This window comes from Maribacter sp. (assembly GCA_020629415.1).
Classification (GTDB): domain Bacteria; phylum Bacteroidota; class Bacteroidia; order Flavobacteriales; family Flavobacteriaceae; genus Maribacter; species Maribacter huludaoensis.
Genome location: JAHDDL010000022.1, coordinates 1816 through 27815 on the forward strand (window position 1 = coordinate 1816; position 26000 = coordinate 27815).

At 35.6% G+C, this 26000-nt stretch carries 29 protein-coding genes; 20 read left to right on the forward strand and 9 right to left on the reverse strand.

Annotated elements, in window-relative coordinates; genetic code table 11:
* The first annotated feature begins 50 nt into the window (after positions 1-50).
* The 11 genes from QZ657_RS10210 to QZ657_RS10260 all read left to right on the forward strand — a co-directional run bounded on the left by QZ657_RS10210 (position 51) and on the right by QZ657_RS10260 (position 8691).
* Entirely contained in the window at positions 51-893 is an 843-nt protein-coding gene (locus QZ657_RS10210) for an alpha/beta fold hydrolase (RefSeq protein ID WP_291966687.1), read from the forward strand.
* Positions 893-1387 (forward strand): RNA polymerase sigma factor, encoded by a 495-nt coding sequence (locus QZ657_RS10215; protein ID WP_291966689.1) that lies wholly within the window; start codon positions 893-895, stop codon positions 1385-1387. The genes QZ657_RS10210 and QZ657_RS10215 overlap by 1 nt, the downstream gene beginning before the upstream one ends.
* On the forward strand, positions 1380-1940 hold the full coding sequence (locus QZ657_RS10220) for a hypothetical protein (RefSeq protein ID WP_291966691.1): 561 nt from the start codon (positions 1380-1382) through the stop codon (positions 1938-1940). The genes QZ657_RS10215 and QZ657_RS10220 overlap by 8 nt, the downstream gene beginning before the upstream one ends.
* Before the next feature lie 79 nt (positions 1941-2019).
* Positions 2020-2460 (forward strand): hypothetical protein, encoded by a 441-nt coding sequence (locus QZ657_RS10225; RefSeq protein WP_291966692.1) that lies wholly within the window; start codon positions 2020-2022, stop codon positions 2458-2460.
* A gap of 51 nt (positions 2461-2511) precedes the next feature.
* A complete protein-coding gene (locus QZ657_RS10230) occupies positions 2512-3969 on the forward strand; it encodes a lipopolysaccharide biosynthesis protein (protein ID WP_291966694.1) in 1458 nt (485 codons plus the stop codon).
* Positions 3966-4400 carry a dUTP diphosphatase gene (gene dut, locus QZ657_RS10235; RefSeq protein WP_276470500.1) on the forward strand — a complete coding sequence of 145 codons (435 nt, stop codon included), beginning with the start codon at positions 3966-3968 and terminating at the stop codon, positions 4398-4400. The genes QZ657_RS10230 and dut overlap by 4 nt, the downstream gene beginning before the upstream one ends.
* Before the next feature lie 15 nt (positions 4401-4415).
* Positions 4416-5348, forward strand: a complete 933-nt coding sequence (locus QZ657_RS10240) for a tetratricopeptide repeat protein (protein ID WP_291966697.1) — start codon at positions 4416-4418, stop codon at positions 5346-5348.
* Between the two features lie 30 nt (positions 5349-5378).
* Positions 5379-6143, forward strand: coding sequence for a DUF4292 domain-containing protein (locus QZ657_RS10245; RefSeq protein WP_291966699.1), 765 nt, complete (start codon positions 5379-5381; stop codon positions 6141-6143).
* 4 nt (positions 6144-6147) lie between these two features.
* Positions 6148-7371 (forward strand): murein hydrolase activator EnvC family protein, encoded by a 1224-nt coding sequence (locus QZ657_RS10250; RefSeq protein WP_291966701.1) that lies wholly within the window; start codon positions 6148-6150, stop codon positions 7369-7371.
* An 11-nt stretch (positions 7372-7382) separates the two neighbouring features.
* Complete coding sequence (locus tag QZ657_RS10255; protein WP_291966703.1) at positions 7383-8228, forward strand: aldo/keto reductase; 846 nt, start codon at positions 7383-7385, stop codon at positions 8226-8228.
* A 151-nt stretch (positions 8229-8379) separates the two neighbouring features.
* Positions 8380-8691: a hypothetical protein gene (locus QZ657_RS10260; RefSeq protein WP_276470495.1), complete on the forward strand. Its 312-nt coding sequence runs from the start codon at positions 8380-8382 to the stop codon at positions 8689-8691.
* A gap of 63 nt (positions 8692-8754) precedes the next feature.
* Here QZ657_RS10260 and QZ657_RS10265 read toward each other — a convergent pair whose 3' ends face one another.
* From QZ657_RS10265 to QZ657_RS10275, 3 genes are all read right to left on the reverse strand, one after another.
* Positions 8755-8943, reverse strand: coding sequence for a hypothetical protein (locus QZ657_RS10265; protein WP_291961012.1), 189 nt, complete (start codon positions 8941-8943; stop codon positions 8755-8757).
* Positions 8944-9065: 122 nt separating this feature from the next.
* Positions 9066-9578: an acyl-CoA thioesterase gene (locus QZ657_RS10270; protein WP_291961010.1), complete on the reverse strand. Its 513-nt coding sequence runs from the start codon at positions 9576-9578 to the stop codon at positions 9066-9068.
* A 60-nt stretch (positions 9579-9638) separates the two neighbouring features.
* Positions 9639-10610, reverse strand: a complete 972-nt coding sequence (locus QZ657_RS10275; RefSeq protein WP_291961009.1) for an SPOR domain-containing protein — start codon at positions 10608-10610, stop codon at positions 9639-9641.
* A gap of 92 nt (positions 10611-10702) precedes the next feature.
* Here QZ657_RS10275 and dprA point away from each other — a divergent pair, with 92 nt between their 5' ends.
* Positions 10703-11827 carry a DNA-processing protein DprA gene (gene dprA, locus QZ657_RS10280; protein ID WP_291961007.1) on the forward strand — a complete coding sequence of 375 codons (1125 nt, stop codon included), beginning with the start codon at positions 10703-10705 and terminating at the stop codon, positions 11825-11827.
* Between the two features lie 181 nt (positions 11828-12008).
* Here the strand turns inward: dprA and trpS are convergent, their stop codons facing one another.
* Entirely contained in the window at positions 12009-12977 is a 969-nt protein-coding gene (gene trpS / locus QZ657_RS10285) for a tryptophan--tRNA ligase (protein ID WP_291966705.1), read from the reverse strand.
* A gap of 71 nt (positions 12978-13048) precedes the next feature.
* On the opposite strand from trpS, the gene QZ657_RS10290 reads away from it, so the two are divergent.
* A complete protein-coding gene (locus QZ657_RS10290) occupies positions 13049-13789 on the forward strand; it encodes a lysophospholipid acyltransferase family protein (RefSeq protein WP_276470488.1) in 741 nt (246 codons plus the stop codon).
* On the opposite strand, the gene QZ657_RS10295 is transcribed toward QZ657_RS10290, so the two are convergent.
* The 5 genes from QZ657_RS10295 to recA form a co-directional block, all read right to left on the reverse strand.
* Positions 13786-14340: a DUF3575 domain-containing protein gene (locus tag QZ657_RS10295; protein WP_291961005.1), complete on the reverse strand. Its 555-nt coding sequence runs from the start codon at positions 14338-14340 to the stop codon at positions 13786-13788. The two genes, QZ657_RS10290 and QZ657_RS10295, sit on opposite strands and share 4 nt — an antisense overlap.
* A gap of 9 nt (positions 14341-14349) precedes the next feature.
* Positions 14350-15870: a hypothetical protein gene (locus tag QZ657_RS10300; RefSeq protein ID WP_291966707.1), complete on the reverse strand. Its 1521-nt coding sequence runs from the start codon at positions 15868-15870 to the stop codon at positions 14350-14352.
* 32 nt (positions 15871-15902) lie between these two features.
* Complete coding sequence (locus QZ657_RS10305; RefSeq protein WP_276470485.1) at positions 15903-16469, reverse strand: RNA polymerase sigma factor; 567 nt, start codon at positions 16467-16469, stop codon at positions 15903-15905.
* 15 nt (positions 16470-16484) lie between these two features.
* Complete coding sequence (locus QZ657_RS10310; RefSeq protein WP_291966710.1) at positions 16485-16910, reverse strand: hypothetical protein; 426 nt, start codon at positions 16908-16910, stop codon at positions 16485-16487.
* Positions 16911-16988: 78 nt separating this feature from the next.
* Positions 16989-17996 carry a recombinase RecA gene (recA, locus tag QZ657_RS10315; protein ID WP_036151063.1) on the reverse strand — a complete coding sequence of 336 codons (1008 nt, stop codon included), beginning with the start codon at positions 17994-17996 and terminating at the stop codon, positions 16989-16991.
* A gap of 373 nt (positions 17997-18369) precedes the next feature.
* Between recA and QZ657_RS10320 the strand changes: the two genes are divergently transcribed.
* The 7 genes from QZ657_RS10320 (at position 18370) to QZ657_RS10350 (ending at position 25993) form a co-directional block, all read left to right on the forward strand.
* On the forward strand, positions 18370-19401 hold the full coding sequence (locus tag QZ657_RS10320; protein ID WP_291966712.1) for a rhodanese-related sulfurtransferase: 1032 nt from the start codon (positions 18370-18372) through the stop codon (positions 19399-19401).
* Between the two features lie 244 nt (positions 19402-19645).
* Complete coding sequence (locus QZ657_RS10325; RefSeq protein ID WP_276470482.1) at positions 19646-20842, forward strand: stage 0 sporulation family protein; 1197 nt, start codon at positions 19646-19648, stop codon at positions 20840-20842.
* Complete coding sequence (locus QZ657_RS10330; RefSeq protein ID WP_291966714.1) at positions 20835-21320, forward strand: gliding motility lipoprotein GldH; 486 nt, start codon at positions 20835-20837, stop codon at positions 21318-21320. The genes QZ657_RS10325 and QZ657_RS10330 overlap by 8 nt, the downstream gene beginning before the upstream one ends.
* 3 nt (positions 21321-21323) lie before the next feature.
* On the forward strand, positions 21324-23669 hold the full coding sequence (locus QZ657_RS10335; protein WP_291966716.1) for a transglycosylase domain-containing protein: 2346 nt from the start codon (positions 21324-21326) through the stop codon (positions 23667-23669).
* A gap of 105 nt (positions 23670-23774) precedes the next feature.
* Entirely contained in the window at positions 23775-24473 is a 699-nt protein-coding gene (locus QZ657_RS10340; protein ID WP_291966718.1) for a CoA transferase subunit A, read from the forward strand.
* A gap of 4 nt (positions 24474-24477) precedes the next feature.
* Positions 24478-25131: a CoA transferase subunit B gene (locus QZ657_RS10345; RefSeq protein ID WP_291960994.1), complete on the forward strand. Its 654-nt coding sequence runs from the start codon at positions 24478-24480 to the stop codon at positions 25129-25131.
* 493 nt (positions 25132-25624) lie between these two features.
* On the forward strand, positions 25625-25993 hold the full coding sequence (locus tag QZ657_RS10350) for a hypothetical protein (RefSeq protein ID WP_291960992.1): 369 nt from the start codon (positions 25625-25627) through the stop codon (positions 25991-25993).
* Positions 25994-26000 lie beyond the last annotated feature (7 nt).

Here is a 26000-nt window from a genome sequence, read left to right on the forward strand (position 1 = left end):
CATTTTTTAAAATTTGAATCTAAAGGGTGAACAAACAAAAAACTCTTTCGATGAATACAATTAAACTTTTAGTATACTCATTATTTATTATTTCCTCTCTTTCAACAACTGCACAAGACTATCCTTTTAAAGTTGTAGTAATTGGTAAAGGCGAACCGATACTTTTATTTCCAGGCTTTGCATGTACAGGTGATGTTTGGGACGCTACAGTTGCAGAGCTAGCAAAAGATTACGAATGTCATGTATTTACATTTGCCGGCTTTGGAGATGTACCTGCTATTGAAAAACCTTGGCTTCCCAAAATAAAAAAAGGAGTTGTGAAATATATATCAGAAAATAAATTAGAGAACGCTATTTTAATAGGTCATAGTCTAGGTGGCGCATTAGCACTTTGGATGGCTACTGAAAGTGAATTTTATAATAAGTTGATTATTGTAGATGCATTACCGTCCACCGGTGCTTTAATGATGCCTAACTTTAAAAGTGATTATATGGTATATGATTCACCTTATAACAAACAAGTACTGGCAATGAATGCAAACGATTTTGAAGCTATGGCAACTCAAATGGCTAACGGTATGACCAAAGAAAAGGTATATCAAGAAAAAATTAAAGATTGGATGACAATAGCTGACCGAGAAACTTATGTTTATGGTTATACAGATTTGTTAAAGTTAGATTTAAGAGAAGATTTGGCTGAGATTAATACGCCGGTTACAATACTTGCCGCTACGGAACCTTATGGTTTAGAAATGGCCAAATCTACTTATGAACTACAATATAAAGCGCTTAATGAATATAGCATTGAATTTGCTAATGGGGCATCTCACTTTATCATGTATGACCAACCACAATGGTTTATTGAGAATGTTAAAACTGCGTTGAACGACTAATGGGTAACAAAGAAAACACATATCAGAAGATATATGATGAAAATTACCCTAAAGTAATGCGATTATGCATGGGGTATACTGGGGGTAACGAGTCTCTAGCTAAAGATTTGGTTCAGGAAACTTTTATAAAAATTTGGCAAAATTTAGACCAATTTAGAAATGAAAGCGTAATAGGTACTTGGATTTACCGTATTTGTGTAAATACTTGCTTAGCCGAAATAAAGCGGGAACGTAAAAAGGACAGGGAGCTTCAAATTGAAAGTCTTCAGGTTAGTAATAGTGATGATATTTCTGTTGAGAAAGAAGAGATGTTAATGCAATTGTATTCATGTATCAATAGCTTGAATAGTACTAATAAGGCAATTATTTTATTGGAACTGGAAGGATTGCCTCAACTGGAAATTTCGGAAATAATCGGGATTAAGCATGAAGCTATCAGGACTAGGGTACATAGAATAAAACAACAACTTACAAAATGTGTAAACAATGGATAATTTTAAGGAATTGCAAAATAAATGGCAGAACCAAACAAAGGTATCTGCAACCGAAGATGGGTTTCAAACGCTTTTAAAAAATGTAAAATCTATAGAGAACAAGCAAAAAACCGGTAATATAGTTTTAACGCTTACTATTATAATATTGGTTTCTTACTTAATATACGTATCAGGATATAAGAGCGCTACATTCATGCTTGGTATCGGCTTAATGATTGGTAGTTTAGTAATAAGAATTGCTGTTGAATTATTTAGTTTAAAGAAATTGAGTAGAATAAATTTTAGTAAGGATTCCAGTACTTTTAAAAGTGATTTAGCCAACTATTATAGTTTCAGAAAATATACCCATTATTTAATTACACCTATAGCATTGGTAACCTACGTTATTGGATTTGTAATTTTATTACCGCAATTTAAAGCTACGTTATCTCATGGGTTTTATCTTTATATATTGTTCTCGGCAATTGTGTTACTAATAATTTTTTGTGTTTTTATGTATAAACAAATTAAAAACGAACTTGGAAAATTGAAACAATTACAAATACAGGATTAATGGTTATTTATGATAGCAATGTTAAATGACCAATTATACCCATATTACTTCATATCTTTATAAGAATAATATGGTTTCAATGAAATATTTAAATAGTTGTTTTTTACTTTTTTGCCTTTGTCTAACGAGCTGTACTTCTCAGAAAAATTTACAGACAGAAATTCCTTTTGAAATAGGGAAAGCTACTTGCCAACAGTATGTTGGTGGAAGAGAGGAAAGTGGTTCCGGTATTGAATTAAGAATTCCCGTATCCTTAATGGATAATTCTGAGATTAAGGTAGGTGAAGTTTATTTTAGGGGTAAACAAGTAAAAGCTCTTATGGATACTATTGAAGATAACAAGGTGATTGTTGTTAGAATGCCTGATAATAGTCCAGAATCGTCAGAAACAAAGAGTTTTTCATTAAAAATCGATGAAGCAATTGTTAGTTATCTTGAAAATGGTGAAACAAAATATACCAAGGTAGAGGGTATAAAACAAAAGCAACCATTAATTTATAAGGGAGCACTAAAAAACTAACTTTGTAACTAGGCTTTTAATAGGTACTTTTATCACTTGAATGTATAGTGCTTGAATCCACTCAAAAAACTTTTTAAACAAACTGCGATCTATGGCTTGGCAACTGTCTTGCCTAGGATGCTTAATGTCATACTAGTGCCCATTTATACGGGTGTTATGTTGCCAAGTTCTTATGGGCAGGTGGTGGTGATTTATGCATATTTTGCCATATTCAATATTTTTTTGGCATATGGTATGGAAACTGCTTTTTTTAGATTTTACAAGGATTCTGAAAATAAGAAAAGGGTTGTTTCCACTTCTTTATTGTCCATTTTAGGCTCTACATTAATATTTATGATTGTTGGATTTTTGTTTAAGTCTCCACTATCAAATTTTCTGGAAATATCAATAGAATATATTGGTTATGTCTTTTGGATTTTAGCTTTAGATGCCTTGGTCATCATACCTTTTGCATGGTTAAGGGCCAATGAAAGACCTATGCGCTTTGCCATAATTAAATTGATCAATGTAGTTTTGAACTTAGGGCTCAACTCCTTTTTCTTACTATTACTGCCAAAAATGGCAATGGACAGTGATGGTGTTCTAGCTTCAATATATAAACCGGATTATGAGATTTTGTATATTCTAATTTCAAATCTTGTATCAAGTGCCGTTACTCTTATGCTAATGTTACGGGTATATCTAAGAAGACCTTATGTTTTTGATACGGATATTTGGAAAAGAATGTTAAAATACGCCATGCCGGTAATGGTGGCAGGTATTGCATTTACCGTTAATGAAGTATTGGATAAAATCTTGCTCGAGAAAATTTTACCAGTTGAAATAGCTAGTGAAGAAGTGGGTAAATATGGTGCTTGCGTAAAGTTGGCAGTGTTCATGACATTGTTTATTACTGCGTTTAGAATGGGTATTGAACCTTTCTTTTTTAGCCACTCGGATACCAAGTACCCTCAAAAGGCATATGCCCAAATAACGAATTATTTTGTGGTACTGGGGAGTATTATTTTACTAGCGGTAATTGTTTTTTCTGATGTCTTAAAAGTGCTCTTTGTGCGTGATGAAGCTTATTGGGAGGCCATGCCAGTAGTACCGTTAATTTTGTTGGCCGCTTTCTTCTTAGGAATTTACCATAACCTATCCGTTTGGTATAAAGTTACGGATCGCACCAAATTTGGAGCCTATATATCAATGATCGGTGCCGTTTTGACCATCATTGTCAATTTAATTTTCATTCCGTATTTTGGGTATATGGCATCGGCAGTAGCTACGTTAATGGCTTACGGAACCATGATGTTGCTTTCGTTTTATTTCGGGCGTATGTATTATCCTATTCCATATAACTTTAGAAAAATTATCTTTTATTTAGGAATTTCCATCTTGTTTTCTATCCTTTCATTTTACATTTTTGATAGAAACCTATTTGTTGGTATACCGTTATTAATTTTGTTCTTGGGCTTGGTCTATAAACTGGAGTTTGAGAATCTTAAAAAACTATTTGTAAACAGATGAACATAAAAATTATTAATAAATCAGCCCATGATTTGCCGCATTACGAAACAAATGCATCTGCTGGTATGGATTTGAGGGCAAACCTTACGGAACCTATAGTTCTTCAGCCTATGGGCAGAGCAATAATACCAACCGGTCTTTTCATTGAATTACCCGTAGGTGTTGAAGCTCAAGTAAGACCAAGAAGCGGTCTGGCCGCAAAAAAAGGAGTAACCGTACTTAATGCTCCCGGTACTGTTGATGCTGATTATAGAGGTGAAGTGGGTGTAATTTTGATCAACTTGGGTAGTGAAGATTTTATAGTGGAAAACGGTGAACGTATAGCGCAATTAGTTATTGCAAAACATGAGCGTGCGGAGTGGAACCCAGTTGATAGTTTGTCTGAAACTGCCAGGGGCGAAGGCGGTTTTGGTAGTACGGGTGTCAAGTAGTTTTATAGTCAAAAGATGAATAAATTGACTTTTTTGGGCTTTCTTTTCGGTGTTTTAGTTACACCGAAATTCATACATGCGCAAGAAAATCAAGAATTGGCAGTGGAGCAAAGCTCAGAGGTTTTTTTAGAAGAATACTCAGATGCTTTTCAAGAAAATTTTTTTGAGGGCTTAAAGCAAATGGGCATTAGAAATTATGACCGTGCCATCACCTATTTTTTAGAATGCAAACGTCTGCAGCCTCAAAATACCGTGGTCTCTTTTGAACTTGCCAAATTTCATTTATATGACAAGCAACTGATACTTGCTCAAGAGTATGCATTGGAAGCGCTTAATGGTGAGCCAGAGAATTATTGGTATGCAGAAACTTTGGTTGATGTAGTAGATGCCAACAAATCTGCCATTGAAGAGGTAAAGGGAAATTTACCGTGGAGTAATGTTGCACTTAGAGGAAATTTGGCGGAAATCTATTATCTAAATGAAGATTACCTTACCGCTAAGGCAATGTTGAAGGGAATTAAAACTTCCAAAAAACAGGAATACCTTGAGCGTAAAATAAATGACTCCATTGCGCATCAACAAAAGAAGTTGGTTCCCGGTATAAAGCCCAACAATGTTATTGCTTCAAAAGAATTAAATAATGTAGAGGGCTATACAGCTAAAATTGAAAGTCTGTTGGCATCAGCCAGTGACAATGCTAAATTGCTTGCTACAACTGAAGAGGCTATGGAACGTTTTCCCTCTCAGCCTTATTTTTATTATGCAAACGGTACGGCATTAAATAAAAACTTAAAGCATAATGACGCTATAGAAATTTTAGAAACAGCTTTAGATTATCTAATTGATGATACGCCGTTAGAAAATGCTATTTATAAAGAATTGGCAAATGCATATACCTCAACCAATAATACCTCTAAAGCAAATATGTACCTTAGTAAAATTAAATAGGCATTTTAGATAACGAAGTTTTTGGATACAATGAAGATAAAATATGTTTTACTGCTGGTAGTTATTGTTTTTACCGCATCTTGTAAAAGTACAAAGGTAATTTCCGGTGGTACAGTAGATGCTAAATTGTCGTCTAAATCGGTTATAAAAGCGCATTACCAAAATGAAGCTGGTTTTAAGACATTGGCAGGGAGGGTAAAAATAAATTATTCCGATGGCGAAAGTTCGCAAGGTGTTTCCGTCAGTTTACGAATGGAAAAGGATAAAGCTATTTGGATGAGCGCACCCTTAGGTATTGTTAAGGCATATATTACTCCAGATAGGGTATCGTTTTACAACAAATTGGAAAACGAATATTTTGATGGTGATTTTTCTTATTTAAGTGATTTGTTAGGAACAGATGTCGATTTTTCTATTTTACAAAATCTATTGACCGGACAGGCAATAGTAGATTTAAGAGAAGAAAAATATAATATTGGTATTTCTGAAGATGCCTACAAGCTTACCCCAAAGCAGCAAGGTACTTTGTACAAAACCTTGTTTCAAATAGAGCCTAAAAATTTTAAAATGGCATTGCAACAGCTTTCTCAACCCGCCGATAAGCGGTTGTTGGAAATAGCCTATAAAAATTATCAAAGTATAGATAAAGAAGTTTTGCCTAATGAGATTATGGTAAAGGCCATAAGTAAGGATAAGGAAAATACGATAGACCTTGAGTTTAAGAATTTAGAATTGAACGGAAAAGTTAACTTTCCATATTCAATTCCAAAAGGGTTTAATGAAATAGAGTTGTAAGAGAATGTTGTTCAAAATAAAGTTTGTTTCTTTTCTATTGGTCCTGTTCACTACGGTATCTGTTTTTGCGCAGACCAGTGAGCAAAAAGCTTTGGAGGAAAAACGAGCGCAACTTCAATCAGAAATACGTGATATTAACCGGTTGCTTTTTGCCGAGAAAAAGGAAAAAGGAAATGTCTTGGATCAAATGGAGGCATTGGATAAAAAAATTACCGTACGCCAACAACTAATTCGGGTTACCAATCAACAATCTAATTTGTTGAACAGGCAGATAAATACCAATATCAGAAACATTGGCAAGTTAAAAACAGAACTGCAAGAAGTAAAGGACGAGTACGCTAAAATGATTCAGAAATCATATCAGAACAAATCCAAACAGAATAGATTAATGTTCTTGTTATCTTCAGAAAGCTTTTTTCAGGCATTTAAAAGGCTTCAGTATATGAAGCAGTATACAGATTATAGAAAAGAGCAAGGAGCTCAAATATTGGCTAAAACCGAGGAACTTTCGCGTTTAAATGCAGATTTGAACGAAGAGCGAAAAGTGAAAGAGGTTTTGTTGGCGCAAAACAAAAAGGCAAAAAACCAATTATTTGCTGAAATTCAGACCCAGAAAGCATTGTTAGGTACTATACGCAAGAATGAGAGCAAGTATACAAGTGCCATTGATAAGAAAAAGAAGGAAGCTAGAAAGATCGATCAACAGATAGAAAAGTTGATTAGAAGCGCCATTGCCGCATCAAACAAAAAGTCGGGTAGTTCTACCAAAAATTCTAGTAAGTTCGTATTAACTCCTGAAGCTACCGTAATTGCAAATAATTTTTCTGCCAACAAGGGTAAATTGATCTGGCCGGTTGAGAAAGGTGTAAAAAGTCAAGGTTTTGGAGTATATGCCGATCCGGTCTATCCGGGAATTAAGCACCAAAGTAACGGAGTTATCATTGCTACCGATGAGGGTTCTAAAGCTCGCGCTATTTTTGAAGGAGAAGTCATTGCTATTTTGGCCGTACCAGGTGGTAATAAGGGTGTTCAGATCAAACATGGTAATTTCATTAGTACATATTACAATCTTTCTGAGCTATATGTTAAAAAGGGAGATAAAGTAGCCAGTAAAGAAGAACTTGGTGTCGTTTATACCAATAAGAACAATGGTCAGACCAGATTAAAATTCTATCTATATCAAGATACAGCTCGCCTTAACCCAGAAGAGTGGGTGTATCGCCTTTAAAATTTACTCTTATGAAAAACGAACCTATTATCACAGATATTAAAGGAAGCTTTGAATTACGTAATGGGGTAAAGATGCCATATTTAGGCTTAGGCACTTACCTATCAGATAATGATCAAGAGGTTGTAGATGCCGTTAAAAGTGCACTTCAGTTAGGCTATCGTCATATAGATACCGCCGCAGCTTATAAGAATGAAGAGGGCGTAGGTAAAGGCATACGTGAAAGCGGAGTAGATAGAAATGATATTTTCCTGGTATCCAAAGTCTGGAACGATGATCAGGGATATGAAGAAACACTAAAGGCTTTTGATGCTAGTTTAGAACGTTTGTGTGTAGATTACTTGGATCTTTATTTAATTCACTGGCCGGTTAAAGGTAAATACAAAGATACTTGGAGAGCTTTAGAGCATTTGTACGCGCAAAAAAAAATTAAGGCTATTGGTGTCAGTAATTTTCTAAAACATCATTTAGAGGATGTCATGAGTGATTGTAAGGTAGTGCCTATGGTGAACCAAATGGAGTTTCATCCGCATTTAGTACAACAAGAGCTAATAGATTTTTGTGTCGATAACGGAATTCAATACGAATCTTGGTCTCCTTTTATGCAGGGCAAGGTCTTTAAATTGGATATTTTTTCAGATTTAGCCGAAAAATATAATAAGAGCGTAGCACAGATTATTTTACGCTACAATCTACAAAAAGGTGTTGTTGCTATTCCCAAATCTGTACATGCAAAACGTATTGCTTCTAACGCAGATATTTTTGATTTTGAGCTTTCTAATGAAGATATTGCCTTTTTAGATGGATTGGAGACTGGCGAACGTACCGGTCCGGATCCCGATAACTTCAATTTTTAGTAGGTAATTTTATCAGTATTATTTTTTTGGTATTTGAATAATATCAATTCTTTAAATTAGTGTTATCATATTGATTTTCATTGGATTATGTAGTTGTGGGTTGATTAATTTTTCCGAATTTTACAGTATTAATCAGTAAAACGGAACTATCATGGGCAACACAATCACTTTAAATTCAGAGTCTACTCAAAATCAATTAGATAAAAATACGAAATCACCTAGTTTTAATTTAAGCTGGTCGCTTAGACCAATAGTAGTTTATGTTGTTTTCTTAGCTACATGTTTAACTTTGGCTTTTGGCGGACTAGTTGCTTTTTCTATTGCCTTTTTCATAATAGGGAGCATAGGTTTGGCTGCACTTTATATCTGGGACAATGCAACAAAAATGGAAATGGACCTTTCCTTTAAGGTTGATTTAGAGCAGTCAGAATTGGAAAAAGATTTGTACAGAGAGGCTATTTAGTCTGTAATGGTTGAAGATTGGATTATGTAGTTTGATTTTACCGAACTAAGTTCGGTTATAGTCTCAGTCGTTTATCCAGTTCATCAACTCATGTTTATCAATTATAGACCAACTATGCGGATGCCTTTCTCCGTTAGCTCGATACCCCTTATTCTGTGTTGGGATGTATTCTATTGGGTTAAACCCTGCTTCTTCTAAGTCTTTAGAAAGGCTTTTGATGTAATAACTGTTCAATTGGTCATAATCTGCCATTCTGTTCTTTTTCCACCAAAGGGTATATACATCGGTATATAGCCTAATTAGCTTTCCCGATCAAGTATTATTGCTTAGATTGTACTTAGAACCGAAATTATAAAAATAATACAGAGCGCTATTTACTTCGTAAACAAAGCTTTAAGTTCGGTAGCATTATCCGGTTTCATTTTACCGGCTAATACTAAACTTAATTGCTTTCTACGTAGTGCACCTTCAAAGCGGGTAATCTCTAGAGGGGTTTCTGGTTTCAGTTCAGGTACTTCAGTTGGTTTTCCTGTTTCATCAACGGCAACAAAAGTATAGATAGCTTCATTTGCCTTTGTGCTCTTGCCACTGTATCGGTCTTCTATCCAAACATCAATATATACCTCCATAGAGGTGTTATATGCTCTAGAAACGGCTGCTTCTACGGTAACGACACTACCAAGTGGAATGGCTAAATTAAAAGCTACATGGTTTACGGATGCGGTCACTGTAATTCTACGGCTATGTCTTCCGGCGGCAATACTGGCGGCACGATCCATTCGCGCTAATAATTCTCCACCAAATAAATTTTGAAGTGCATTGGTTTCACTTGGGAGAACCAAATCGGTCATTGTTGTACGTGATGCTGCAGGAGTCTTTGCTTCCATTAATCTGAAATTTTTCGCAAAGATACGGGCATCAATACTACTTATAAAATGTGTACGTGTTTATTTTTCGGTTAATAACCAAGCATCTTTAGACTGCGTACGTTTAATTTCACGCAAGGCATTTAAAGCATCGTTTGCATTGGTATAACTATCAAAAGTTACCATATGAAGACCATATGCATTAGTGCCATAATAACCGGCATTAAATCCATTTGCTTTAAGTTGTTCTATTTTTCTATCTGCATTGCCCTTAACCCTAAATGCACCTGCAACTATAAAATGTGTTGCTTCACCTTTGTTTGTAGCAGGTCTTGTTGCTGAAGTTGTTGTAGCATCAACAGTAACCGTTGGCAATTCTAAAGGAGATAAATCAAAAAAGGTTGCTTCTTGAATTTGTTTATTTACAAACTCTTCAGCATCCTGTCTTGCTACTTGTTCGTTTGTATGCTGCTGTTGGTAAGCACGGTAACCGGTTATGCCAGTAGAAAATGCCAACATTAAAATAGCGGCATATTTTAGATAAGGTCTAAAACCTTTTGTTTCTCTGCGCTCAGGACTGATAACGAACGGTATTTTTTCTTCAATTTCTTCTACTTCAACCTTTAAAACTTCTCTAGTTACAGGAATAGAATTAAAGTTAGAAAGACCAAATGATGATGTTAAATAGTTTGTTTCGTTAGTAGGTTGAAACAATATTTTATCTTCTTCATTTCTGGTTAGAGAACCAATATTCTTTAGGTGTAAAGAAGTTTCTTTAATTAAAACCTCTTGCCAAGATTTTACCTGTTTTTCAATTTCAACCAATGCAGTTTCATAAGAAACCTTCTCTGCATTTGACACATAAGAAACCAAAAGCCCATCATTAGAGATGAGTTGTCTATTAAAAACAATAGATTTATTCGGCGCGCTAAACGTGTTTGTAACTACATTTAATTGGGCTGAATTTTTTTGGGTAAGGAATGCTCCAAAACCAGGAACAACAACACAGTTGTACCTATAAAGTAAATCGCTTATATAGTGTTCTAAAACCATAGGATCACAAATATGAAAAAAATAAAGAGGTATAAAAACCCCTTTGGTAACTTTTTATTAACATATTTTTTTCGCTTATTTGTGAACAAGAAATGAAAACTACACAACATACTGCTGATGAACTTGTTGCAATTCTTCGTTTGCAACATGTGCCAAATATTGGAGATGTACTTGCAAAGAAATTAATTTCGCATTGCGGTAGTCCATCCGCAATTTTCGAAGATAAAAAGCAAAATCTACTTAAAATTGATGGTATAGGTACACATACGATCAAGCATTTATTTGATGTGGAGCATGTAGAGGCCGCGGAGTCTGAATACAATTATATTTTAAAGAACGATATAAGTTGCACGTATTTTTTAGATGATGACTATCCTAAGTATTTAAAGCATTGTATAGACGGTCCTATTTTGTTATTCAAAAAAGGAAATATTGATTTACAGAACCGTAAACTTATAAGCGTAGTAGGCACACGTAAGATTACCAGTTACGGAACGTCTTTTTGCGAAAAGTTTATTGAGGAGGTGGCGCCATTGAATCCTGTAATCATTAGTGGTTTTGCATACGGTGTAGATATTTGCATTCAGAGAGAGGCCGTAAAGCATGGTCTGCAAACCGTAGGTTGTCTAGCCCACGGCTTAAATCAAATCTACCCAAAGGTACATGCCAAATATCAGGCAGATGTTTTAAGGAACGGCGGTTTTTATACCGAATTTTGGAGTACAAGTAATCCTGAACGTGAAAATTTTTTAAAGCGTAACCGAATAATTGCCGGGATAAGCGAAGCTACCGTGGTAGTGGAATCTGCTGAAAAAGGCGGAAGCTTGGTTACTGCCGATATTGCCAACAGTTATAATAGAGATGTTTTTGCCGTACCAGGCAGAACAACGGATAAATATAGTCTGGGCTGTAATAACCTGATCAAGCAGCAAAAAGCTCATGTAATGACATCGGCTGCAGATTTAATTTATTTGTTGGATTGGGATATTGAGGAGAAACAGAATAAGAGCAAGAGCATTCAAAAACAATTGTTCATTGAATTGGATGATATAGAACAGAATATTTATACTTACTTACAGAATAACGGCAAGCAAATTTTAGACAGTATCGCCCTAGATTGTAAGCTGCCAATTTTTAGAACATCTTCTACCTTGTTGACCATGGAAATGAAAGGGGTAATACGGCCACTGCCTGGTAAATTGTTCGAGGCTATTTAAAAATTTTACAAACCACTCAGTTTGTTTTTTGAATTTTAAAAGAACAACAGGAACTAATTCAGCACTTTATCGATAAAATGCTATTTTATATCAGAAAACTAGAAGAACACTCAAGTTTCATTGAAACAAAAAACCGACCACTAGGTCGGTTTTTTCAATATGATGTTTTTTGAAGTATTTTTTAATAACCTAACTTTTCACGAACCCTTTCTAGTACTCCGTCCGCTACTTTTCTGGCTTTTTCCGCGCCTAAAGCTAAAGCATCGTCCAGTTCTTCTAAGTGATTCATATAGTACTCAAACTTCTCGCGAGGTTCTTCAAATTTATTGACGATGACTTCGTAAAGTGCTTGTTTTGCATGCCCATACCCATAGTTTCCTGCTAAGTAATTGGCGCTCATTTCTTCTATTTGAGGTTGACTGGCCAAAATTTGATAAAGGGCGAATACATTATCGTTAGTTGGGTCTTTTGGATCTTCCATTGGGGTACTATCCGTTTGTATGCCCATAATCTGTTTGCGTAGTTTTTTATCCGATTGAAACAGACTGATCAAATTACCCTTGCTCTTACTCATTTTGGCACCATCCGTACCAGGTATATACATGGTTTCTTCTTGTACCTTGCCTTCCGGTAAAACAAATGTTTCTCCCAATTGAGCATGAAAACGAGAAGCAACATCCCTGGTCATTTCTATGTGTTGCATTTGATCTTTGCCTACAGGTACAATATTTGCATCATACAACAATATATCTGCAGCCATTAACATTGGGTAGGTAAATAGTCCGGCATTTACGTCGTCCAATCTATCTGCCTTGTCTTTAAAAGAATGGGCAAGTGTTAAACGTTGGTATGGAAAAAAACAGCTTAGGTACCAAGATAACTCGGTAGTCTGTGGCACATCGCTCTGTCTATAGAAGACAGTATTTTCTATATCTAACCCAAAAGCTAGCCACGTTGCGGCAACGGCATAGGTGTTATGGCGTAATTCCGCGCCATTTTTGATCTGGGTCAATGAATGCATATCCGCTATAAATAGAAAAGATTCGTTAGAAGGATCATTTGCCATTTCAATTGCCGGTTTGATCGCCCCAAGAATGTTACCTAAATGCGGAGTTCCTGTACTTTGTATGCCTGTTAAAATTCTTGCCATTTTCTTTATTCTAAAAAAGCAAAGGTAAAAACAAATACAAAAAAACTATCGTAAATACCTACTTTTGATTTATGCTTAAATTGGTAAAACACGCCGGTCAAACAATATATCGAATTTGGTTTTATATTCTTGTGGCCATTCCTATCCTGATCTTTTTTCCATTTCTTGTCATATTCGCTTCAAGAGAAGCGTGGTATCCACAATTTTTTTGGATGGCCAGAAATCTATGGGCCAGATTTATACTATATGGTATGTTTTGCTTTCCAAAGGTAACCTATGAGCAGAAGTTGATTAAAAATAAGAGCTATATGCTAGTTGCCAATCATACCAGTATGCTTGATATTATGCTGATGTTAATAGTAAGTAGAAACCCCTTTGTTTTCGTTGGAAAAAAGGAATTGGTTAAAATACCTTTATTCGGCTTTTTCTATAAACGTGTATGTATTATGGTAGATCGTGATAATACCCAAAGTAGAACCGCGGTTTATAGACGTGCTCAAAAAAGATTACAACAGGGTTTAAGTATCTGTATTTTTCCTGAAGGTGGTGTGCCCGAGGAGCATGTGCTGTTAGATAAGTTTAAAGATGGAGCCTTTAAAATGGCTATTGCCCATAAAATACCCGTAGTACCCATGACCTTTTATGATAATAAGCAAAGGTTTTCATTTACATTTTTTAGCGGTGGTCCGGGTAAATGTAGGGCAAGGGTACATTCCTTTGTTGAGACGCACTCTATACGCCCAGAAGATACGGCAGAGCTTAGAAATAACGTTAGGGAAACAATACTTAAAGATTTAACGGCTAATGGCTAAAATCTATAACCTAAATTTATTCCACCTTTTCCAATGATAGTAAAGTCCCTATCGTTTTTAAATAGGTTACGGCCTATGCCCAAATCTATTTCTACAATAAAACCTCTCTTGGTAATTAATTTTACACCTGTGCCAATACCCAGGGCAAAATCTACAACGTTGTCATCATAACCGGAATTTGAATAATAGGTGTCAGTTAGTTCGTCATAATAGGAGTCGTAGGTGTAATCATCTACGGAATTAAGCATTCCAAAGGCTTCCACAAAAAATCCTGTTGCATACTTCTTACCAAAATATTGACGGTAGTAAGGGGAAACATAGTAGTTGACATCAATAGTTTCGTCATCAAAAGCAAATAAAACATCTAGGCCTATGGCAGACTCTTCATTAAGCAAATATTGATAATCTACTTCAATGGCGCCCAAGATTAAAAAAAGGCCGTTTACTTTTAATTCGTGACGTTCTTGTGATGTGGCGTACTCATTATCTTGGTCTTGAGAGTAGGCAAAAACACTAAAAAGACAAAGACAGCTTAAAATATACTTTTTCATATGTATTTTTTAAAATTGAAAGGTGAGTCCGCTGTAAACCCCAACCGAATATGGTCTAAACGTTCCGTTTACATCAGAAAAGGTGTTTAATTGATATTTAAATATTGGTTCTATATTTAACCTAATTTTCTGTGAGAAACTATAGTTAAGTCCTAGGCCCATATTGGCACTAAAGTTTAGGTCGTTTATATTATTTGCCTCTCCAATTTCTGTAGTTAAATCTCCAGAGGTCAAGGATACCGTATTATCAATTAAAAATAGCGAGCTTACACCACCAATAAGATTTACACCTAACTTTTTATCGATTAAGGCATAATTTAATTCTACAGGTAGTTCAACATAACCGAATTGTTGGGACATATAACCTTCTCTTGTAGGGCTTTTTGCGGTTATATCTTGGGCAGAATTCATAGTGTTGAATTTATCTGAAGCAACCCTATTACTAGAAATTTTTAAGGTGCTAGATGTTTCTGCATAATTAATTGTTGCCAGTTGGCCTTCATTAGAATCTAGACCGGCCGTAGATGAAAAAGCTACATCTTCGGTGTCATAACCGTAATCAACTTTATTGATACCTGAACGTATCGTCAGTTTTTTAGTTACTGCATAAGCTACCGATACACCGTAGCTCATATTTACATTACCTGATTTTGCATTGGGACTAAAAATAGAGTTTACCGGTGAACCTTCGCCAAGTGCATTAAAATATACCGGTGCAACATTAGGTCCTGCAGACCATCTGTTACTGGTAACTTTTTCCTTTTTCAATTCTTTTTGGTCCTCTATTTCTTCAAAAATAGATTTCTTTTCAGGTTCAAGTTTTTTGGCAGCATCTTCAGTAGAAGTATTTGCGGCAATATCGTTTTCTTTACCGATAATATTTGGGTCTGACTGAATAACAGCATCCGCCTTGTTGATAGCTACTGTTTCATTTATATTTTGAATATTGGATAATGAATTTTTGCTATCACTCTCGTTCATTGCAGTGCTCAAAGTATTTTTAGCAATCAAATCTTCTTGGACCAAAACATTGTTTTCCGGACTGTTTTTCTTCTGTTCGGCTACAGCATTTGCAATACCTGAGTTCTTATGCGTGTCAGTTTTTTTAATGGTTAACGCAGCATTGTTAGATTCGTTTTCAGTGTTAGACAAAAAATTCTCTTTACCTAAAGACTGTTTTTCATTGACCCTGGTAGTCTGTTCAACTATTTGGTCAGTGTTTGTGTTTATAGTATCAACATGAGCATTAGCTTCTGTAGTGGGTTGAATGTCTTCTATTATTTTAGATTTATTATCTGTATCTACCAAAATTTCATTGGTAGTGTGTTCTTCTGTAAAAGAATTAAATACTAATAGACCGATCACTAAAGCGGCAGCTATACCACCAAATGACCACCATAAGGGTATAATTCTTTTCTTTTTACGTTTGTCCAGTGACGCATCAATCGCACGCCAAACTTTATTGTCAGGGGTTTGCTTGAAATCCGATAACTTATCTCGGAAAAGTTCGTCTATATTTTTCTTCTGCATCTAGTACTGTTTCTATTTATAGTTAAATTGAACTATAAAAAGTGTGTTGATATTATAATTAAGATACTTACAATAGATTTTGTAATCTTAGTTTCTATTTTTTCTTTTAACAATGCACGGGCCCTGGCAAGATTAGATTTAGATGTGCCAACTGTTGTTCCCATCATTTCGCTAATTTCTTTGTGTGTGTACCCGTCCATAACATAAAGGTTGAATGTAGCCCGATATTTATCGGGTAATTCCTGTATGTAGCTTAAAAGTGTTTGTAAGCTAATGTCGCAAAAATCATTATCTACTGTTACCTCTTCTTCCGTATTGTCCGTAACTACGTTTAAATATTCTTGTTTTCTATATTTTTGTAGCGCCGTGTTTACCGTAATTCTTTTCATCCACCCTTCAAAAGACCCTTTATTTTTAAATTGGCCAATTTTATCATAAATGGTCATAAAGCTGTCATGTAGGGTATCTTCTGCCTGAGATTTGGATTTGGAGTATTTAAGGCATATACCAAATAGCGTAGTGGCATAGGCTCTATATAATAGTTCCTGTGCTTTACGGTCACCTTTTTTGCAATTATGTATGAGTTCTTCTAGACTCACAAATGGTTGGTTGTTTTAAGGGTTGTTTACTGGAACTACAATTTCCATATATTCTGCCTCTCCGTCACTATTATCGCCTTTATAAAATTTAAATGTATAAGGTTCTTTATAAATTACTTGGAAGTTGAAAGACGCTGTTTCTTGAATTATTTCTTCCATACAATCATCAAAATCAGTTCTTACTGCCCCAATGGCAACAACACTTCTAACGGTCAGGGAATCTTTAACAACGTCAAAACCTTCATAGTACGTACAACTATCGGGTTTTAAATAATTTACAGAAATCGTATAAACCTCGTTAAGGTCAAAAGATTCCGGTACTTCTGCATCAACAATCTCCAATGCCGTGAAATGGAAATTGGCATCATCATCATCAATAGAACAACCATTGCATAAAAATGCTAAGACCAATGTCAATAACATCAACTTAATTTTCATCATACAACTATTTTGTAGTAAGATGAAAATTAGACGCAATGGTTGCGTAAACTAAATTATGTTTGCTTAATTCAAATTAAATTAAGCATTTAAAGCTGCAATGGCTTCTCTGATCTTACCATCTAATTCCTCGAACAATTCTGGATTGTCTAAAAGTAGATTTTTAACCGCATCACGCCCTTGCCCTAATTTTGTATCTCCATAGCTAAACCATGAACCACTCTTTTTAACTATTTCGTATTCAACACCTAAGTCAATCACTTCGCCAACTTTTGAAATACCTTCACCATACATTATGTCGAACTCGGTTGTACGGAAAGGAGGGGCTACTTTATTTTTTACGACCTTAACCCTGGTCTTGTTACCTTGAACATTTCCATCGGTATCTTTTATTTGTGTTGACCTTCTAATGTCTAAACGAACAGATGCGTAAAATTTAAGTGCATTACCACCGGTAGTTGTTTCTGGGTTACCGAACATAACGCCAATTTTTTCACGTAACTGGTTTATGAATATTACGGTACAGTTTGTTTTACTGATAGAACCGGTAAGTTTTCTAAGTGCCTGTGACATTAAACGAGCATGAAGGCCCATTTTAGAATCTCCCATCTCGCCTTCAATCTCACTCTTTGGCGTTAAAGCGGCAACAGAATCGACTACAACGATGTCTATAGCTCCAGATCTAATTAGGTTATCTGCAATTTCTAAAGCTTGCTCCCCATTATCTGGCTGAGAAATAATCAAGTTGTCAATATCTACACCTAGTTTTTGAGCGTAAAAACGATCAAAGGCATGTTCCGCATCTATAAACGCTGCAATCCCTCCATTTTTTTGTGCTTCGGCAATTGCGTGTAAGGTAAGGGTAGTTTTACCTGAAGATTCCGGACCGTAAATTTCTATTACACGACCCCTTGGGTAACCACCTACGCCTAATGCTATATCTAAACCTAAAGAACCAGAAGGTATTACTTCCACATCTGCAACAACACTATCTCCTAATTTCATTACAGCGCCCTTACCGTAGGTTTTATCCATCTTGTCAAGGGTCAACTTTAACGCTTTTAATTTTGCTTCTTTTTCAGAACTCATTCTCTATTTTTTTGGAAAGCTAAATTACCAAATCTTTTTTGAATTGAACAATATTGAAATGATTACGCAACCAATTTTAATAAACATCATCTTTTATTAAATATAAGTTACTTAATTGGTTATCAATCACTTTTTAGAGTAAGTGATTATAGGTGGTTATCTCCTTCATGTATGTTTTTCAAGAAAGCTATGAAAAAGAGAAGAATGGAATAACCAATAAAGAGTCTTGTTTACATACAAGGCTCTTTTTTTAATTTAAAGATGGTTAAGCTTAATGAAAAAAGGTGCTTTTTTCATTATTATACCTATTTTTGCCATTCAAAAATTTTCTATAAATCTTCTGCCTAACGGCAGCTTAAATTATTAGTATAGCATGCAACTGTACAATACGTTAAGTGCAATAGAAAGAGCGGCTTTAATTGAAGAAGCGGGCAAGGAGCGCCTTACAATCTCTTTTTATACCTATGCACACATTGGTAATACCAATATATTCAGAAATCACCTTTTTATTAATTGGAACGAGATGGATGTTCTTGGGCGAATTTACGTGGCTCATGAGGGCATAAATGCCCAGCTTTCCGTTCCTGCCGAAAATTTCAATGTTTTTAAAGAGCATTTAGATAGTATTTCTTTTTTAAAGAATGTGAGACTCAATATTGCCATAGAACAAGACAATCTTTCTTTCTTGAAGTTGAAAGTGAAAGTTAGAAATAAAATTGTGGCAGACGGTCTTGAGGATAATTCATTTGATGTAACCAATAAAGGTATTCATGTTGGTGCAGAGAAGTTCAATGAGCTTATAGAAGATCCGGATACTGTTTTGGTAGATATGCGTAACCATTACGAAAGTGAAATAGGACACTTTAAGAATGCCATAACTCCCGATGTTGATACGTTTAGAGATTCTCTTGATATTATTGAACGTGATTTGGCCGATCATAAGAAAGATAAGAAACTTGTGATGTACTGTACCGGTGGTATTCGATGTGAAAAAGCCAGTGCATATTATAAGCATAAAGGTTTTGAGCAGGTATATCAGTTAGAAGGTGGGATAATTGAATATACAAGACAGGTAGAAAAAAATAATCTTGAAAATAAATTTAGGGGTAAAAACTTTGTGTTTGACCATAGAAGGGGAGAACGTATTAGTGATGATATAATTGCCAATTGTCATCAATGTGGCCAGCCGTGCGATGATCATGTAAATTGTGCTAACGAAGCTTGTCACCTATTATTTATTCAATGTAAATCTTGTGCGGAAAAAATGAACAACTGCTGTTCAGATGACTGTAAAGAAGTACATGAGCTGCCCTATGAAGAGCAAAAAGCTTTGAGAAGGGGAAAAGTGGTCAGTAATAAAATATTTAAAAAAGGACGATCAGAAGTATTGAAATTTAAAAAATAAACCACTTGGTATAATTAGATTTAAGAGCTTAAACAGAACAATTAATTATAAAAAAAACGGCTATTTATGCCGTTTTTTTATGTAATAGAAATGGTCCTTGGTTTTTGCTGATGTCTCTATTTAAAACCATCACCGCCAATTTCACTTTTATTTCACATTAAAAAAACTGTATCTTTACCTATAAGTTTTTTATGAACCTTTTTTGGTGAATTTTATATAATTCGACCAAACCAATATATAAAATATGAGTTGTAGTAGTTGTTCTACCGGTAAGGATGGACAACCAAAGGGATGCAAGAATAACGGTACTTGCGGTACAGATGGTTGCAATAAACTGACAGTTTTTGACTGGCTTTCAAATATGTCGCTCCCCAACGGGGAACGACCATTCGATTTTGTTGAAGTAAGATTTAAAAATAGTAGAAAAGAGTTTTTTAGAAATACAGAGAATCTCTCACTTTCCATAGGCGATATAGTTGCTACACAGGCACAATCTGGTCATGACATTGGTATGGTTACCTTGACCGGTGAACTTGTTCGTGTTCAAATGAAAAGAAAAAAAGTTTCTTTCACAGATGAAGAAGCGCCTAAGGTTTACCGAAAAGCTAGCCAGAAAGACATTGATATTTGGCAGAAATGTAGGGACAGGGAAGAAGAAATTAAGAAAAGAGCCCGTGAAATTGCTATTATCTTGAAGCTTCAGATGAAAATTTCTGATGTGGAATTTCAAGGAGATGGCTCTAAAGCTACGTTCTATTATACGGCAGATGAACGTGTAGATTTTCGTCAGTTGATAAAAGACATGGCAAAAGCTTTCGGTATTCGTATTGAAATGCGTCAAATTGGGTATCGTCAAGAAGCTCAACGACTTGGTGGTATTGGTTCTTGTGGTAGGGAATTGTGTTGCTCTACCTGGCTTACGGATTTTAGATCGGTAAGTACTTCGGCGGCACGTTACCAACAACTGTCATTAAATCCACAGAAACTTGCTGGTCAATGCGGTAAGTTAAAGTGTTGTTTAAATTATGAGCTGGATGTGTATTTAGATGCACTTAAAGATTTTCCTTCCCAAGACACAAAATTGTTTACCGAGAAAGGACTCGCTTTTTGTCAGAAAACAGATATTTTTAAAGAAATGCTCTGGTTTTCATATAAAGAGGATCCAGGTAACTGGCATGTTCTTTCTAAAGATCAGGTAATTGAAATTTTAGCGAAGAACAAGAAAAAAGAAAAAGTTTCTAGCTTGGAGATGTACGCAATGGAAGTTGTCGTAGAAGAAAAAGTTGTTTTTGAAAATGTAGTTGGTCAAGATAGCCTTACCCGTTTTGACAAGCCTAAAGGCGGAGGTAACAGAAATAAAAACAGAAACAAGAACAAGAATAGAAACCGCAATAAGAACAAGAACAGAAATCGTAATAGAAATCAAAAGAAGAATGCGTAGTATATTTTGTTGTTTTTTAGCACTTGTGCTCTTTGCTTCTTGTGACAGCAATATTATTAAAACAGAATACCAAACCTTAGAAGATGGGGTTTGGAACAAAGACAATGTTCTTAAATTCTCATTGTCTAAAATGGATACCGTTGCACCTCATGATATCTTTATCAATGTACGTAACGATAATTCTTTTCCGTATAGCAATTTATTCATTATTGCAGCTTTGACCACACCTGAAGGTGAAGTAACTACGGACACCTTAGAATATGCAATGTCTTTGCCAGATGGTACTTGGCTTGGTAAGGGCAGTGGCAGTATCAAGGAAAATAAATTATGGTATAAAGAAAACATCGTTTTTTCATCTTCTGGCGTATATACTATTGAGGTATCCCAGGCGATGCGTAAAAATGGTAATGTTTCTGGAATTATTGGTCTAGAGGGCATTACAGATGTAGGTATAGAAGTAACAAAAAGCACCCCGTAAACAATGGCAAAGCAGGTAAAGAAAAAAACAACGAATAATTTTTCGAAATTTATATTATGGTTTTGGATTTTGTTTGCATCGGGTATTGCTATTGTGGCTTTGATATTTTTATCGGCCTCATGGGGATTGTTCGGTGAATTACCGCCTTATGAGTATTTAGAAAATCCGCAGACAAACTTGGCTTCACAAATTATCTCTTCTGATGGTAATTTGTTGGGTAAGTTCTATTTAGATGATAACCGTACAGATGTAAAGTTTGATGAGTTGCCAGATAACTTGGTAAATGCCTTGATTGCGACTGAAGATGCACGTTTTCAAGATCACTCCGGTATTGATGCTAGAGGAACTTTAAGGGCATTTGCTTACTTAGGTAGTAAAGGTGGGGCAAGTACCATTTCTCAGCAATTGGCACGTCAACTTTTTGTGGGTGTACGCTCAAGAAGTAAATTCGATGCTGTAAAACAAAAGATTAAAGAGTGGGTGTTAGCGATACGCTTAGAGCGCAGTTATACCAAAGAAGAAATCATTAGTATGTATTTTAATATTTATGATTTTGGTAATAATGCCGATGGTATTCGTTCTGCTGCCCGTATTTATTTTGGTAAAGAACCTAAAGACCTTAAGATTGAAGAATCTGCCATGCTAGTTGGTATGTTCAAAAATTCATCTCTATTCAACCCTATGCGTAGGGAAGAAATGGTTAAGGACCGTAGAGATGTAGTACTCGCCCAAATGGCAAAATATGACTACATCACCGAAACAGAGAAAGATTCGCTACAGGCATTGAAGATGGATATTAACTATAATCCAGAAACGCATAGTGTAGGTTTGGCTACTTATTTTAGAATGTATCTACAGCGCTTTATGAAAGATTGGATAGATAAAAATCCAAAACCAGCAATAGGTGATGAACCAGATAAGTATAATCTGTATTTAGACGGACTAAAAATCTACACGACTATTGACTCTAAAATGCAAGCTAATGCAGAAGAGGCGGTCAATGAGCATATGACAAAACTGCAAGCCGAGTTTTTTCATCAAAATACACCAGACAGGAATAAAACAGCACCTTTCCTAGATATTAACCCAGAGGAAACCAAGAGTATAATGGAACGTGCCATGAAGAATTCTGAGCGTTGGAAGATTATGAAGGCCGCAGGAAAATCTGAAAAAGAGATTCGTGAATCTTTTGATAAAAAGACCGAAATGACGGTTTTTGATTGGAAAAGCCCTACTAAAGAAAAAGATACTGTTCTTACTCCAAGAGATTCCATTCGTTATTACAAAGCTTTTTTAAGAACGGCGATGATGTCTATGGAACCACAAACGGGTCATGTTAAGGCATGGGTAGGTGGTATCAATTACAAGCATTTTCAATATGATAATGTTATACAAGGTGCAAGACAGGCAGGTTCTACGTTTAAACCTTTTGTCTATGCTGCGGCAATAGATCAATTACGACTATCACCTTGCGAAACTCGCCCAGATACGCAATACTGTATCGAGGCCGGTAAGCACGGTAATGTTGAACCATGGTGCCCAAGAAATTCTAACCTTAAATATTCTGGTAATAGCTATACCTTAAAAAAGGCATTAGCAAACTCTGTAAATACGGTTACTGCCCAATTAATAGATGAGGTTGGGCCAAAATCAGTGGTCAGTATGGTACGTAACTTAGGACTAAGCGGAGATATCTTGGAAGTACCTTCAATTGCGTTGGGTACCGTAGATGTTAATGTCTATGAAATGGTAGGTGCCTATGGTGCCTTTGCCAACCAAGGGGTGTACGTGAAACCGGTAATGGTAACCCGTATAGAAAATAAAGATGGTACCGTTTTATATGAGTATGTTCCTGAAACTAAAGATGTGTTGAGTAAAGATGTTTCATATGCCATACTAGATTTAATGAAAGGGGTTACCCAAGGTGGTTCCGGTACGCGGTTACGTACCACGGGCTTTAATAAGTGGAGACCGGAATATGATGAAATTATTACAGGGTATCCTTATAAGCTAACGAATCCTATTGCAGGTAAGACGGGTACTACGCAAAATAATAGTGATGGGTGGTTTATGGGTATGGTTCCTAATCTAGTTACCGGTGTTTGGGTAGGAGGTGAAGAAAGAGCCGTACACTTTAAAAGTATTACATACGGTCAAGGAGCATCTATGGCACTACCAATTTGGGGCTTGTATATGACCAAGAATTATGCAGACGAAGAGTTGGGTATTTCAAAAGAGGATTTTGAAAGACCTAGTAATATGTCAATAGAAATAGATTGCGATAAATTTACCGAAGGTGTTGAAGAAAACAATGATATTGAAGATGATCTAGAAGATTTAGATTTCTAAAGGTTTTATAGAATCATATAAAGAAGGTCTTGGCGAATGCTGAGACCTTTTTTATTTTATACCGTTTATATTCGGTATTTTAGTAACAAGATAATTAATGACAAAATGATACGTAGAACAGTAGCAAATGTAACTGAAGCTTTAGCGGGTGTACAAAACGGAATGACCTTTATGTTGGGTGGATTTGGACTTTGTGGTATTCCTGAAAATGCCATTAGCGAATTAGTAAGATTAGGAGTAAAGGATATAACCTGCATTTCTAATAACGCGGGAGTAGACGATTTTGGCTTGGGATTATTGTTGCATAAACATCAAATTAAAAAAATGGTGTCTTCCTACGTTGGGGAGAATGATGAATTTGAAAGACAAATGCTAAGCGGAGAACTAGAGGTAGAACTTACTCCCCAGGGTACGCTAGCGGAAAAGTGTAGGGCCGCACAAGCAGGTTTCCCTGCATTTTATACTCCAGCAGGTTATGGTACGGAAGTGGCAGAAGGAAAGGAAGTAAGAGAGTTTAATGGTAAAATGTATATTCTAGAAGAAGCATTTAAGGCAGATTTTTCTTTTGTTAAAGCTTGGAAAGGCGATGCTGCCGGTAATCTAATTTTTAAGGGAACGGCGCGTAATTTTAACCCTTGTATGTGTGGTGCGGCTACTATTACCGTTGCTGAGGTTGAGGAATTGGTGCCAGAAGGTGAACTGGATCCTAACCAAATACACATTCCAGGAATATTTGTGCAACGCATATTTCAAGGAAAGGATTATGAGAAGAGAATAGAACAAAGAACTGTACGTCAAAAATAAGCTCATGTTAGATAAAAACGGAATTGCAAAAAGAATTGCACAAGAAGTAGAAGACGGTTATTATGTTAATCTAGGTATTGGTATCCCTACCTTGGTCGCAAATTATGTGCGTAATGATATTAGTGTTGAATTTCAAAGTGAAAACGGTATTTTAGGTATGGGACCTTTTCCTGTTGATGGGGAAGAAGATGCAGATTTGATCAATGCCGGTAAGCAAACCATTACTGCATTGCCCGGGGCATCCTATTTTGATTCTGCTACTAGCTTTGCCATGATTAGAGGCAAACATGTAGACCTTACCATATTAGGGGCAATGGAAGTCGCTGAGAACGGCGATATTGCCAACTGGAAAATTCCTGGTAAAATGGTTAAAGGTATGGGTGGTGCAATGGATCTTGTGGCATCTGCAGAAAATATTATCGTGGCCATGATGCATACGAATAGAGCGGGGGAATCCAAATTGTTGAAACGCTGTAGTTTGCCATTGACAGGTGTAGGCTGTGTTAAGAAGATTGTAACCAATTTGGCGGTACTTGAAGTCACTGAAGACGGCTTCTTGTTATTGGAGCGCGCCCCTGGTGTAACTGTAGAAGAAATAAAAGCAGCTACTGAAGGGAAGTTAATTGTAAAAGGAGAAGTTATGGAGATGAAGGTGTAATTGGGTTAGGTAATTCATCGGTAAAATTGGGATTTTATTTTTTTCACAACAGCTTGGGTTCGGTACACAACAATTATGATATAAATTCTAAAGAACTAATGTATTTTTGTCACTCAAACAAACCCATAACCTATTAATTACTTAACCGTCATGAATTCTCAAATAAACCACGCTGCAAACGAATATAAAGTACAAGTGTATAGAAATGATTTCTTTAGCGGATTTCTAAGACTTACCAAAAAGTTATTTATGTTGTAGATTACTTTAAAAAATTATAAAAGAGCGACTTTTTAAGTCGCTCTTTTTTTTTTGCATGTTGTTTTTAATGCAACTTTCCATTCATATAATGCATTACTTTAATAAACTAACTTCCCTAAGTTCACCACATTTTTAATAAGTTTTACCACAAATAATTTATTGTAAGAAAAAGACTACATATATTTGTAATGTAATAAAAAGTGAATCCCAAATCGCTTTTAAAACTTAGCCTAAAATGAAGTACGTATTTAGTTGCCTAATCTTGATGGTATTTATTACCTCATGTTCAAAAATTGAAGAGAATAATGATCCAATAATCGGTATTTGGAACCATACGGTTAAAACGGCTACCAATACTAATAAGATGGTTGTTGATAATGAAGAGTGGATTTTTAATGATGTATACTTAGGTAGATTCCATGGCTATAAAGATGGACAGGTTGTTTATTTAACAGATTTTAACTGGACCGTTAACGGTGATATTTATATAGTTAGCTACCCAGGAACAGATTTCCCCGATGATTTAGTGAAAATGCAAGAAACTGAAGAAGGCACTATTCTATTAAGAACAGAAGGTGAAGTCTTTGCGGAAAAACAAAAATAAACGCGTA